Raw genomic sequence first — 13,157 nt, 5'->3', positions numbered from 1 at the left:
CAGGCCGGAAGCGCAATCGGGGGCGATGCGGATGCGGGTCTACGAGGCGATCGTCAAAGGGCTGGAGGGGATCGGCGTCGGTGCCGCGTTCGGCGGCGCGGGCGAGAACGCCGCCGGGCTGATGCTGGCGCTGAAACATTCGAAGGCGATACGGCCGGTGATCACCCGGCATGAGCAGGCAGCCTCCTTCATGGCCTGCGGCTACGCCATGTTCTCGGGCCGCCTCGGCGTCTGCTTCGCCACCGCCGGCCCCGGCGCCTTCAACCTGTTCTCCGGCCTTGCCGTCGCGATGTCGGATTCCTACCCGGTGCTTGCGATCTCCGGCTTCGCCTCGCGCAGATGGACCGGCAAGGGCGCCCTGAACGAGACGTCGGGCGTGAGCCGCACGCCGGATTCGCAGGCGATGTTTGCCGCGACGACGAAGAAATCCTTCCTGCTCACCGATGCCTCGAAAACCTGCGATGTGCTGGAAGAAGCCGTCAACGTCGCCTTCGAAGGCAGGCCGGGCCCCGTCCATATCCATGTCCCGGAAGACCTCACCGATCACGGCGTCTCGGTCGACAATTTCCGCCCGATCGAGCTCCAGGTGAAGCCTGTCCTGCCGGACCCGGCGCGGGTGCGGAACGCGGCCGAAACACTTGTGGAGGCGCTGGAGAAAGGCACGAAGGTCCTGGCCCTCATCGGCTTCGGCGCGGTGAAGAGCGGCGCCGGCCACGAGCTGAAGGAGCTCGTCGAGCGCTACCAGATCCCGTTCGCCACCACCCTCGACGGCAAGGGCATCATTTCCGAGCGCCATCCGCTGTGTCTCGGCGTCTTCTGCGACAGCGGCCACAGCGCCGCCTGGGAGGCTTTCCTCGATGCCGATCTCGTTCTCGCCGTCGGCAATTCCTTTGCCCAGCACGCCACCTTCGGCTTCCGCGACGACCTGTTCGCCAACCGTAGGCTGATCCACATCAACATCGACAGCGGCGAGATCGACAAGGTCTACAGGACCGACGGCGCCATCATCGCCGACGCGAAACTGGCGATCGGCGCCCTCCTCGCCAGAGTGTCGGACATGCTCGAGCCGAGCACCCCGGCGGACCGCGAGGCGACCGACTACAGCGACGAGCACATCCTCCACGTCACCGGCAAGATCCACCCCGGCCAGATGGCGCAGGCGCTGTCCAGGCGCCTGCCGGACAATGCCGTCGTTCTCGCCGATGCGGCGCGCATCTCGCATGGCTCGGCTACTATCTGCAGATCGCGCCGGGCCAGAATTTCCGCAAGCCGGGCGGCTTCGGCCCGATGGCCGGCAACGTCAACGGCGCGCTCGGCGTCAAGCTTGCTCACCCGCAGCGACCGGTGATCGTCGGCTGCGGCGACGGCTGCTACCTGCTTTCGGGCTTCGAGCTGCTCACCGCCGTCCAATATGACATCCCGGTGATCTGGATCGTCTTCAACAACGCCGAGTTCCAGCTGATCAAGCTCTACCAGTTGCAATCCTATCACGAATACGGATTGGTCGATTTCGGCAATCCCGACTACGTCGGCTTCGCCCAATCCTGCGGCGCCAAGGGCTATCGCGTCGAGACTCTCGAAGAATTCGACGCCGCGCTCGACGAGGCGCTGGCGCTTGGCAAGCCCGCAATCATCGACGCCCACATCACGCGCCTAGCGCTGCCGCATTACAGCGCTTCGCCCGAGGGCGTGATCGCGGGCGTCGCCGAAATGATCGCGGAACGCATCCGCTCGAACTGACGAGGAGGCACGCGGTGTTGATGCAAGCAGGCCGGCAGGCAACGGCGATTTGGCGCGAGATACCGCAAGGTTCAGCGGAGAATGAGCGCCTGCTGTTCGAGCGGCTGGCGCAGGACATGATGCATGTCCAGCTGAAGACCAGGCGGTGCTCCAAGGCGGCAGGCATCCAGCGCGCTTTCCACGCCAAGCCGATCTTCGCCTCGATCGATGCGACGCTGCGCTTCAATGACGATCTTTCCGCTGACTTCCGCGCCGGCTTCGCCCAGCCGGGAAAATCCTATCCGGCGATCGTGCGCTTCTCCAACGCGAACGGCTCGGGCCAGGCCGACTACAAGCCAGATCTGCGCGGCGTGGCGCTGCGCGTCAAGGTTTCGGACCAGGAGCAGCACGATCTTTTAGCCACCAACTTCCCGGTTTCGCACGCCCGCGACGCCACGCAGTTCGTCGCCTTCGCCAAGGCGACCGCCGGCGGCACGGTCGGCAAGATCGTCGGTCTTGCCGGCCTCGCCTTCCGCTTCGGTCCGGCCGAGGTGATCCGCATGCTGGGGAACGTCTCCAAGGGGCGCAAACGCAAGGTGCGCAGCGTCGCGCTGGAGACCTACTGGAGCCGCGGCGCCATCCGCTGGGGCGAAACGCTTGCGGTGCGGTATCTGCTGCGGCCGGTGCCGAGCGCAGCACCCGCGCCGGATCCGTCCACAATGGATGCGAGTTATCTGTCGAACGAATTCGCCGCGCGGCTGGCAACTGGCGACATCCGTTTCGAGCTCTGCCTCCAGCCCTTCATCGACGAGCGCTCGACGCCGATCGAGGACACCGCGGTCGAGTGGAGCGAGACCGTCTCGCCGCCGATGAAGGTGGCGGAGCTGACCATCACCCAGCCGTCGGCCGGCACCGCCGAAGCCTTCACCAACACGAGGGTGATCGACGAGCTTGCCTTCAACCCGTGGAACACCACCGACGAATTCCGTCCGCTCGGCAATCTCAACCGGGCGCGCAAAGTCGTTTATGACGCGAGTGCCGCGCATCGGCTGGCCTATCGCTGGCGCACCGAAGCGCCGCTGCGCAACCGCGTGCTGGGCGCCGTCGCACGCCAGGCCTTCGTCGCCATCAATCGCTTCGTCGAATGGCACAAGCTGCCGCTGCGCCTCAGCCTGCTCAACCTCGACGCCTTCCGCCATGTGCTGCGGCAAAGGAACCTGCTCGGCACGGAAGCGATCGAGGCGCCGCCGCAGGCGCGGCCGGAGCCGCAATCGCCGATCGCCGAGGCGGTGCGGCAGACGCGCACCTATGACGGCACCTACAACGACCTGTCGGCGCCAAAGATGGGCGCGGTCGGCGCCGCCTTCGGCCGCAACCTGAAACCGGCCTACGCGCCCGACCTGTTCGACACACCCAATCCGGTCGTTGTCGCTGAAAAGCTGCTGCATCGCGAGACGTTCATTCCGGCACGCTCGCTCAACATCCTTGCCGCGGCCTGGATCCAGTTCCAGGTGCATGACTGGGTGAACCATGCCCGCAATCCGCTCGGCAAGAACGACATCGTTGTGCCGCTGCCCGCCGGCATGAAGTGGACGAATTCGGTCGGCGGCAAGCCGGAAGAGATCATGCGCATTGCCGGCAACCAGGCGCTGAACCACGGCCCTGGCTGGCCGCCGGTCTATTTCAGCAATGCCGCCTCGCACTGGTGGGACGGATCGGAAGTCTATGGTCCGAACAGCGCCAAGGCGAACATGCTGCGCGAAGGCGCCAAGATCAGGCTGGTCGACAACCACCTGCCGGTCGACATCAAGGGCTTCGAGGTCACCGGCTTCAACGAGAGCTGGTGGCTCGGCCTCAGCGCCATGCACACGCTGTTCGCGCGCGAGCACAATCTGCTCTGCGACGAATTGCGGCTCCGCTATAGGAACTGGGACGACGAGCGCATCTATCAGACCGCCCGGCTCATCGTGTCGGCGCTCATCGCCAAGATCCACACCGTGGAATGGACGCCGGCGATCCTCGCCACGCGGGCGATCGAGGTCGGCCTGTCCAGCAACTGGAACGGTCCGCCGGCCAATGACTGGGTGACCAAATTCGGCCTGTGGCTGCTCGACGAGCATGCGTCGACCGGCATCCCGAAGACGATGCCGGACCACCACACTGCACCCTATTCGCTGACCGAGGATTTCACCACCGTCTACCGTATGCACCCGCTCTTGCCCGACGACTATTGCTTCTATCACCACCGGTCCGGCGAGAAGATCGCCGAGAAGGGTTTTCTCGACATACAGGGCGCCAATGCCGACGACATCATGCGCTCCTTCGGCCTGCGCAACACGCTCTATTCCTTCGGCGTCGCGCATCCGGGCGCCATTGCCTTGCACAACTTCCCAAGGTCGCTGCTGAAGCTTGAGCGGGACAACGAGATCATCGATCTCTCGGTGGTCGACATCGTTCGCACCAGGCGGCGCGGCGTGCCGCGCTACAATGATTTTCGTGCCGGGCTGCACCGGCCGCGGATCAGGAGCTTCGAGGAGGTCACCGCGAGCCCCGAGGACGCGCGGCTGCTCGAGCAGATCTACGGCGACGTCGACAAGATCGATACCGTGGTCGGCCTGCTCTCCGAGCCGGCCCCGGCGGGCTTCGGCTTCAGCGACACCGCCTTCCGCATCTTCATCCTGATGGCGTCGCGGCGGCTGCAGAGCGACCGTTTCCTGACCGTCGACTACAGGCCGGAGATCTATTCGCCTTTCGGCATCGACTGGATCGCCAACAACGGCATGACCAGCCTCATCCTGCGCCACTGCCCCGACCTTGCCTCGGTGCTGCCGAGGACGCAGAGCGCCTTCGCGCCGTGGCGCCCGATCGTGCCCGCAAGCACCGATCCGGCCATGGCGGGAGCGAAGCCATGACGGCGCCGATCAAGCCGAGCGCAACCGCGAATGGCAGCATCGCCTCCGGGCTCGACGTGCTTTTGAAACGGCCGCTGGTCGAGACGATCTTCCGCCGCCGCACGCACCGCGTCAGCCAGGGCAGCTCGGTGCTTGCCGGCAGTATGAGCTATCAGTCCGACCAGCCGGGCGAGCCGCTGTCGGAGCTCGAGGAAGCGGTGCTGATCGCCATGACCGGCTGCACCGGCCTCACCATGCCCGACCGGCCCTTCGAGGACCCGGCGACGAAGCAGCCGGTGATGGCCAAGCCCAACCTCACCATGGCCGGCCGCACCGCGGGCAGCCCCGACAACGCGCAAGGCACGCATTTTTTCCTGGTCAACGACAGCGGCACCTATTTCCTGCGCAAGCTGCCGCCGCCCGCCGACGGCAACACCCCTTTCACGCCAGAGCGGCTGTTGGAGCGAGCGCGCGAAGCCAAGGTGAAGATCCTCGATCACCGGCTCGACGTCGCCGAAGGCCGGCGCGACTTTCCGGCCTATCTCGATTCCAATCGTTTTCTCTCGAACCTGCCGGGCACGACGATCCTTTTGCCGGTCGTCGATCTCTCGCGCCAGTACATCAACGGCCTGATGTACCTGCTGACCCAGCCCGACTGCGCACGGCCCCACATCGTCGACGACCGCAATTTCTATCGCTCGGCCGGCGTCAAGCGCTGGGTCAAGAACGGTTTCCTCAACAAGGACCTGAAGATCCCGCTCGGCGCGATCGGCTCGCTACGCACGCAGATCGAGGCCGATCTCTTGCTGCAGAACATCTTCCTCGTCGCCGACGCCATGGGGCTCGGCGCCTGGATCCACGGCTCGATCAGCCCGCCGGTGCTGGTCGGCGATCCGAAATTCTCGCAGATTTATGGCCCCATGCTCGGCTTCGACGTGGCCGTGCCGCGCTGGCGCCTGATGGACCTGTTGCGCTGGCACATTCCGCTGCCCAAATACGCCAACCTGCGCAGCAACCCGATCGGCCTGCGCTTCAAGGGCGAGCACCTGATCAAGGGCATGACGCCGCCCTATTACGACTCGATGGCCGACGCCGTCGCCGAAGTCATCGGGGCGAAGTTCGGCAAGAACGGCCTTTACTCGGACGAGAAGCTGTTTGCCGAAATCTACAAAGGCGACTACGGCCACCGCTATCTCAACGAGGCGGCGGTCTACACGCCGGACGTCATCGACTGCGTGAGCGACATCTGCACCTACATCTACGAGACGCACGGACGCTTCCCGGCGCATTGCGACGCCATCCACGTGCCCGGCATCTGGCTGCAGGTGCACCACGTCGATGTCGGCTACTACCAGCGCTTCTTCCGCAACGGCCTGACCGACACGCATCTTAACCACGCGCGCGATTGGCACTGACCCGGCGAGCGTTGATCAGCTCATCCAGTTGCCGCCGTCGACATTGAGCGTCTGCGCCACGACATAGTCGGCATCGCTCGACGCCAGGAAGACGGCGGCGCCCCGATAGTCGTCCGGATCGCCCATGCGGCCGGCCGGCACCGCCGGCCCGACCTGCCGCTTCTTCTCGCCGATCGCCAGGTTCTCGTAGCGCGCGAACAGCGCGTCGACCTGGTCCCACATCGGCGTGTCGACCACGCCCGGCGCGATGCCGTTCACGTTGATGCCGTGCTTGATCAGCGCAAGGCCGGCCGACTGCGTGATGCTGATCACCGCGGCCTTGGTCGCGCAGTAGACGGCGACCAGCGCCTCGCCGCGCCGGCCCGCCTGCGAGGCCATGTTGATGATCTTGCCGCGGCGGCCTTGCGCGACCATGCGCCTGGCCACCGCCTGCAGCGTGAACAACAGGCCTTTCACATTGACCGAGAATTGCAGATCGAAGCTCTTTTCCGAGATCTCCAAAAGCGGCCCCATGTCGAAGATGGCGGCATTGTTGACCAGGATGTCGATGCCGCCATGCGTCCTTGTCACGGTATCGACCATCGCCTCGATCGAGGCGAGGTCGCGCACGTCGAGCTGGAGAGCGGTGGCCCTGCCGCCGAGCTCGCGCGCCAGCGCTTCCGCCTTGTCTGCGCCCAGGTCGGCGATCACGACATGGGCGCCCTCCTCGGCGAAGCCGCGCACGATGGCCGCCCCGATGCCTTGCGCGCCACCGGTGACGACGGCGACCTTGTCCTTGAGTTTCATGGCATTCTCCTATCTCAGCGCCTATCTCAGCAGCCGGTCTCAGCGGGTAGTATAGCCGCCATCGATGATCAGCACTTCGCCGGTCACATAGCTGGAAGCAGGAGAGCACAGGAAAAGCGCGGCCGCCGCAACCTCCTCCGGCTGGCCGATGCGGCCCATCGGCGTCATGCCGCGCCAGATCGGGAACCATTCCGGATTTTCGATGCCGCCGCGCGAAAGGTCCGTTTCGATATAGCCGGGCGCGACGGCATTGACGCGGATGTTCTCGGCGGCGACCTCGCTGGCTCAGATGTCGACGCTCTGCGGCAGGATCACGAGGTCGCGGACGGTGACGTTGCGCGGCCGCGTCAGCATGAAGAGCACGGCGTCTGCCACCTCCTTCGCCTCCATCAGGCTGCCGGCGGCCAGCGCTTCTTCCATCTTGGCCTTGGGCCAGTCGCTGAGCAGCGCCGTGACCACGGGACCGGGCGCGACGGCGCCGACGCGGATGCCGTGCTTCAACACCTGGCGGCGGACCGTGTGCACGAAGGCCTGCACGGCGAATTTCGAGGCGGTGTAGATCGGCTCCCAGACCACGGGAACGAAGCCGGCCACGGAGCTGGTGACGATGATGTCGCCGCTCTTCCTCTCGATCATATGCGGCAGCACGGCGTGCACGGTGCGGAAGACGGCGTTGATGTTGAGGTTGAGCATCTTGTCCCACTGGTCGGGATCGCCGGATGCCACCTCGCCGCCGACATAGGCGCCGGCATTGGCGTGCAAGATGTCGAGCTTCCCCGCCTTCTCGAGGATCTCAGGCATCATGCGATCGACGCTCGCCGGGTCGAGCAGGTCGGTGACCACGGCCGAGGCGTTGTCGCCGAGTTCGGCGACAAGCGCCTTAAGCCGGTCCTCGGCCCGATCGACCAGGACGACCTTGGCGCCGGCGGCGAGCATGGCGCGGGCGCATTCCAGCCCGATGCCGGAGGCAGCACCAGTGATTGCGGCAACCTTGCCGGAGAGACTTTCAGACATTGCGATCCTCTTCGATGAGCCGTCTTCTTGATGAGCCGTCAGGCGCGGCCGTGTGAGACACGCGAGCGGCGGGCGAGAGAATCGACGATGACCGCGACCGCCAGCACGCAGCCGGTGATCATGTACCGGAGCGAGGATGACAGATCGAGCAGCGTCAGGCCGCTTGCGATGGATTGGATGACGATGATGCCGAGCAGCGCCGAATAGGCGCTGCCGCGGCCGCCGAACAGGCTGGTGCCGCCGATGACGGCCGCCGCGATGGCGTTGAGGTTGACGTCGCCGGTGCCGGCCTGCTGGCTGGCGGTTGCGAGCCGTGCCGCCGACAGCAGCCCGCCCGTGGCAGCCAGCGTGGCGCAGAGCGCGAAGGCGCTGGCGTAGATCAGCCGCACATTGATGCCGGCGCGGCGCGCCGCCTCGCGGTTGCCGCCGACAGCGGTCATCGAGCGGCCCCACTGGGTCCGCTTCAGCGCGTAGTTCATCGCCACGACCAGGCCGACGAACAAGGCGAACATCCAGGGCACGCCGCGCGACAGGTTGAGGTAGTAAGCCGCCAGTTCGAGCGCGACCGTGATCACGACGGCCTGGAGCAAGAGCCCGCCGAACGAACGCGACGAAAGCCCGGCGGCCTGGCGTCGTTGAGCCTTGCGGTAGCCGAGCAGCAAAGCGAGCACGCCGGGCACCGCTGCCAGCGCGTACGACACCCAATGCGGCATCACCAGGAGCTGGCCGAAATTCACCAGCGGCGAATCGTAGGGCAGGTTGATCGAGCCGGTCGGGCCGAGGATGTAGAGCTGCAGCCCGAGGAAAGCGAGCAAGCCCGAAAGCGTCGACACGAAGCTCGGCATGCCCAGCCGGTTGAGCAGCAGCGCGTAGACGCAGCCTGTCACGAACCCGACCGCCATGGCCGCGAGGATGGCCAGCGCGACCGGCCAGCCCCACTGCACCCACAGCACCCCGAGCAGCGCCGAAGACAGGCCGCTGACGGAGCCGACGGACAGGTCGATCTCGCCGACCATCAGCACGCAGACGATGCCGAGCGAGATGATGCCGACCGTCGAGCAATCGAACAACAGGTTGACCAGGTTGTTCGGCGACAGGAAGACCGGGTTGAGCGTCTGGAAGATCGTGCAGATCAGCACCAGCCCGACGACGACGGGCAGCGATCCCAGATCGCCGGAGCGGACGCGGTCGAGAAAGCCCTTGATGGCGCCCTGCGCGCCGCTGCGATCCTCGAGCCGTTCGTCGCTGCGGTCGAGCAGATTGCGGTCGGAAGCCGTCGTCATGGCTGATCTCCCTGCGCCCTCGCCTCGGCCATGCGCCTGCCGCGCCGCGAGACCGCGTTGTCGTCAGCCCCGGTTATCGCGGTCACCAGTTCCTGGTTGGATGCGCCGGGCAGGAAGATGCCGTTGTTGCGTCCGAGCCTCAGCACCACGATGCGGTCGGCCACGGCGCGCACATCCTCCATGTTGTGGCTGATCATGACGACGCCGAGCCCACGGTCGCGCACGCGCTCGATGAGGTTCAGCACCTCGGCGGTCTGGGCGACCCCGAGCGCCGCGGTCGGCTCGTCGAGCAGAATGACCCTCGGCTCCATCAGCAGCGAGCGGGCGATCGCGACGGTCTGCCGCTGGCCGCCCGACAGCGACGCCACCGGCTCGCGCACGCTGGGGATCCGGGCGGACAATTCCTTGAGCAGGGTCCAGGCGCGGACCTCCATCGAGACTTCGTCGAGGCGAAGCGGATGAAGCTCGCGGCCGAGGAAGATGTTGGCCACCACGTCGAGGTTTTCGCAGAGCGCCAGATCCTGGAAGACCGTCGCGATGCCGAGCTTCAGCGCCGCGGCGGGATTGGCAAGCGTCACCGGCTGGCCATCGAAGGTGATCGAGCCCGAGCTCGGCATGTGCGCGCCGGCAAGGATCTTCACCAGCGTCGACTTGCCAGCGCCGTTGTCGCCGACCAGGGCCACGATCTCGCCGGCATTGATGTCGAGATCGACATCGGTGAGGGCTGACACGGCGCCGAAATTCTTCGAGATGCCGCGCAGGCTGAGCACCGGCGGCCGGCTTGTCGTGGACGGAGTGTCGGGTATTGCCATGACCTGTCTCTGTTCCCGCGTTCTGGTCGATATGTCCGGCCGCCAGGAGGTAGCGGCCGGACACGCCCGGCTGTCGCCTGGGCGACGCACCGAGTATATCGCTGGCGATACGGTTCGCCGCTTCGCTCTGGAGACGATGCCGCAAGTGCGGCATTGCTCCTGGAGACGATGCGGCTTGCGCCGTTTCGCTCCTTATTCAATGCCGAGCTTCTTGCAGCCTTCGGCGTAGCGGTCGGTGCAGAGCTGGGCGGCGGTCTGGATCTTCTTGTCGATGATCTCGGCCTTAAGGTTCTCCTGCGTCACCACCGCCGGCACGAACAACTGCGAAGGCGTGTCGTAGAGTGTCGTCTCGGCTTTCGGAGTCTCGCCTTTGAGAAGCTGCACCGCAACGTTTGCCGCGGCCGCGGCGACGATTTCGCTCGGCTTGGAGATAGTGTTGTACTGGTCGCCGGCAATGATGAGCTGCAGGGCGGCGATCGTGGCGTCGTTGCCCGTCACCGTCGGCACCGGATCGACGCCGGCGGCCTTGAACGCGGCGATGGCGCCGCCGCCCGTGCCGTCATTGGCGGCGACCACGCCGACGATCTTGGTGCTGAAGCGCGAGATCTGCCCCGCCGCCCATTGCTGGGCATTCGACGGCGCCCAGTTCGGCGTGTCGAACTCGGCGAGCGTCTTGTAGCTGCCGGTCTTGAGGCCTTCATGGATACCGTCCTTGATCAGGCCCGCCGCCGCGTCGGTCGGAGAGCCGTTGATCTGCAGCACGCCGACATCGCCGTCGCTCGACACGCCCTTGGCCTTGAGATGCTCGACCAGCGAGGCGGCGATCGCCTTGCCGATGGCCTTGTTGTCGAACGAAACGTAGAAATCGGCCTTGGCGGTGGGAATCGGACGGTCATAGGCGATGACCTTGACCCCTTGCGCCTGCGCGTTGTGCACCAGCGAGGCCGCCGCAGCGGAGTCCACCGGGTCGAGCACGACCACCTTGGCGCCCTGGGTGATGACCGAGTTGAACTGCTGTTGCTGCTTGGTGACGTCGGCGTCGGCGTTGAGGTAGAGCACCTTGCAGCTGTCGCAGAGCTTCTTCATTTCGGCGACGAAACCTGGATGATCGTGCTCCTCGTAGCGCGTCGAGCCCTGGTCGGGCATTAGGAACGCGACCGTGGAGCCGGCGATATCCTGCGCATTGGCGAACGTCGCGCCGAGTGCAAGGCCTGAGACGGCCAACGCGGCCGCAGTCAGTCTGGACATGTATCTGGACATAAGGTCTTCTCCATTCCCGTTGTTTGGTGTAACGGACCCCCGATGTCTGCTTGCGCTGTCCGATCGGAAGTCTAACGAACTCGTGCAGCAGCCTCACGGCTTCCTCCCGCTGGCATGACACGAGGCAATACTCATCCGTCGCTGGTTCGCTTGCGCGATCCACCGTTTGATCTTGACTCTTGTTTAAGGCTTGTTTTTCCTCCCGAACTCCTTTCTATGCGGCGCGCGCGGCCGCGAAATTGTCCGCAACCAATCGTCTGAACTGCGATGGCGGCATGCCTTTCTCGGCCAGGAACTGGCGGTTGAAGTTGGACAGGTTGTTGAAGCCGACCTCGAAGCAGATGTCCGAAATCTGCGCCTCTTCGTTGCTCATCAGGATCTGACAGGCGAGGTTGATGCGCAGGCGCTTGATGTATTGTAGCACTGACATGCCGGTGTGCTTGCGGAACGAGCGCGAGAAGGCGCTCGGCGTCTGTCCTGCGATCGCGGCGAGGTCGCCTTCGTTGAATTGCTGGGTCAGGTTCTCGCGGATATAGGCGAGCGCCTGGTTCATGCCGGCCGACACATATCCCGACGGATCCGGCAGATAGTTTTCGCTGGCGAGCACGCGCGGCGAAGTCTCGCGGCTCAGCGCTTCCATGATCGACATGAACAGGCTGATCCGATGCACGCCGTATGCATGCGTGATCTCCGCCAGCAACGGCATGACCTCCCTGCTCACGCTCTTGCCGAACAGGACGCCGCGCCGCGAAAGGTCGAGCAGCGGGGAAACGGCGCCAAGCTCGGGAAAGGTCGAGATCGCGCCGCCGATGAATTCCTCGCTGAACTGGATCAGCCTGCAGCGCAGGGGAACGGACTCCGGAACCTCGCTGATCCAGTTGTGCGGCAGGTTCGGACCGGTGAGCACCAGATTGCCGGTCTCGAACTCGCCGATGAAGTCGCCGACGAAATAGCGGCCCGTAGTCGCGGCGATCTGGTGCAGTTCGTATTCGGGATGAAAATGCCAGCGCACCGTATGGTACGGATAGCCGTGCCAATTCACCGCGAATGACTCGCCAGGCCTTATCTGTATGACTTCCAGATCGGGTCCCATGCTTCCTCCCGGAGGCTGTCGGGTGTTTCAGCCTTCGAACCGCGGCCGTTTGTTTGGCTCATCTAGGGTCAGGATAACGGCGGCCAAGGACTGCCGCCACCTCGTCACGCCACGCCGACTGATACGTTTTTGACCATTTTGGGCCAGCGAAGGACGGAGTTCGAGAAATTAGCCGCCTCGAACATGAGGGGGTTGGCCAACGGCCCATGAGCCTTGGAAAGTTCGCTTCGGATCACGCTGCCGCATTGCACAATTCCGGTCCGGCTGCACAATAGGGCGCATGTCCGCCGGTTCGTTGACCATCCTTGTTATCGACGAGAACCGCATCCGCGCCTCGATCATCGAGGCCGGATTGCGGGACGCCGGCCATCGCCACGTCACCGTGGTCCATGACGTCGCCGGCATCGCCAGGCGGATCGCCGAGATCGAGCCGGATGTCATCGTCATCGATCTCGAAAATCCAAACCGCGACATGCTGGAGAACATGTTCCAGCTTTCGCGCGCGGTGAAACGGCCGATCGCCATGTTCGTCGACCGCTCCGACCAGGCCTCGATCGAGGCGGCCGTCGAAGCCGGCGTATCCGCCTATGTCGTCGATGGGCTGAAGAAGGAACGCATCAAGCCGATCCTCGACATGGCGATCAGCCGCTTCAACGCCTTTTCGCGCATGGCGCGCGAACTGGAGGAAGCGCGCAGCGAGCTCGAGAACCGCAAGGTCATCGACCGGGCCAAGGGCATATTGATGAAGTCGCGCGGCTTGAGCGAGGAGGCTGCCTACGCGCTTCTGCGCAAGACCGCGATGAACCAGAACCGCAAGATCGCCGAGATCGCCCAGAGCCTGGTGACCGCGGCGGGGCTGCTGGGTCCGCTGGAGGGCGAATGAG

The 13,157-nt window shown here is 65.1% G+C and carries 11 protein-coding genes and 1 pseudogene; 5 read left to right on the top strand and 7 right to left on the bottom strand.

What is annotated here, in order from left to right; translation table 11 throughout:
• The first annotated feature begins 31 nt into the window (after window positions 1–31).
• The 4 genes from EJ067_RS27685 to EJ067_RS27675 are packed head-to-tail and all read left to right on the top strand — an operon-like array spanning window position 32 to window position 6,025.
• The gene (locus EJ067_RS27685; RefSeq protein WP_210211673.1) at window positions 32–1,348 is read left to right on the top strand and encodes a thiamine pyrophosphate-binding protein; all 1,317 of its coding nucleotides are present in this window, start codon (window positions 32–34) and stop codon (window positions 1,346–1,348) included.
• Window positions 1,237–1,740, top strand: coding sequence for a thiamine pyrophosphate-dependent enzyme (locus tag EJ067_RS34975; RefSeq protein WP_210211719.1), 504 nt, complete (start codon window positions 1,237–1,239; stop codon window positions 1,738–1,740). The genes EJ067_RS27685 and EJ067_RS34975 overlap by 112 nt, the downstream gene beginning before the upstream one ends.
• 20 nt (window positions 1,741–1,760) lie before the next feature.
• Window positions 1,761–4,631 carry a peroxidase family protein gene (locus EJ067_RS27680; RefSeq protein ID WP_126089775.1) on the top strand — a complete coding sequence of 957 codons (2,871 nt, stop codon included), beginning with the start codon at window positions 1,761–1,763 and terminating at the stop codon, window positions 4,629–4,631.
• A complete protein-coding gene (locus EJ067_RS27675; RefSeq protein ID WP_126088324.1) occupies window positions 4,628–6,025 on the top strand; it encodes a hypothetical protein in 1,398 nt (465 codons plus the stop codon). Before EJ067_RS27680 ends, EJ067_RS27675 begins: the two co-directional genes overlap by 4 nt.
• Window positions 6,026–6,040: 15 nt before the next feature.
• On the opposite strand, the gene EJ067_RS27670 is transcribed toward EJ067_RS27675, so the two are convergent.
• The 7 genes and pseudogenes from EJ067_RS27670 to EJ067_RS27640 form a co-directional block, all read right to left on the bottom strand.
• Window positions 6,041–6,811 carry an L-iditol 2-dehydrogenase gene (locus tag EJ067_RS27670; protein ID WP_126088323.1) on the bottom strand — a complete coding sequence of 257 codons (771 nt, stop codon included), beginning with the start codon at window positions 6,809–6,811 and terminating at the stop codon, window positions 6,041–6,043.
• A 39-nt stretch (window positions 6,812–6,850) separates the two neighbouring features.
• Window positions 6,851–7,096, bottom strand: a pseudogene (locus EJ067_RS27665) (SDR family oxidoreductase); the annotation flags it as partial.
• Window positions 7,097–7,825: an SDR family oxidoreductase gene (locus EJ067_RS27660; protein ID WP_126088322.1), complete on the bottom strand. Its 729-nt coding sequence runs from the start codon at window positions 7,823–7,825 to the stop codon at window positions 7,097–7,099.
• Window positions 7,826–7,863: 38 nt separating this feature from the next.
• Window positions 7,864–9,108 (bottom strand): sugar ABC transporter permease, encoded by a 1,245-nt coding sequence (locus tag EJ067_RS27655; RefSeq protein ID WP_126088321.1) that lies wholly within the window; start codon window positions 9,106–9,108, stop codon window positions 7,864–7,866.
• Window positions 9,105–9,920, bottom strand: coding sequence for an ATP-binding cassette domain-containing protein (locus tag EJ067_RS27650; RefSeq protein ID WP_126088320.1), 816 nt, complete (start codon window positions 9,918–9,920; stop codon window positions 9,105–9,107). Before EJ067_RS27650 ends, EJ067_RS27655 begins: the two co-directional genes overlap by 4 nt.
• Window positions 9,921–10,112: 192 nt before the next feature.
• Entirely contained in the window at window positions 10,113–11,180 is a 1,068-nt protein-coding gene (locus tag EJ067_RS27645; protein ID WP_126088319.1) for a sugar ABC transporter substrate-binding protein, read from the bottom strand.
• Between the two features lie 214 nt (window positions 11,181–11,394).
• The gene (locus EJ067_RS27640; RefSeq protein ID WP_126088318.1) at window positions 11,395–12,273 is read right to left on the bottom strand and encodes an AraC family transcriptional regulator; all 879 of its coding nucleotides are present in this window, start codon (window positions 12,271–12,273) and stop codon (window positions 11,395–11,397) included.
• A gap of 280 nt (window positions 12,274–12,553) precedes the next feature.
• Between EJ067_RS27640 and EJ067_RS27635 the strand changes: the two genes are divergently transcribed.
• A complete protein-coding gene (locus tag EJ067_RS27635; RefSeq protein WP_126088317.1) occupies window positions 12,554–13,156 on the top strand; it encodes an ANTAR domain-containing response regulator in 603 nt (200 codons plus the stop codon).
• Window position 13,157 lies beyond the last annotated feature (1 nt).

Origin of the sequence: Mesorhizobium sp. M1D.F.Ca.ET.043.01.1.1 (assembly GCF_003952385.1) — a bacterium.
Classification (GTDB): domain Bacteria; phylum Pseudomonadota; class Alphaproteobacteria; order Rhizobiales; family Rhizobiaceae; genus Mesorhizobium.
This window is presented reverse-complemented; position numbering and strand designations above follow the sequence as displayed.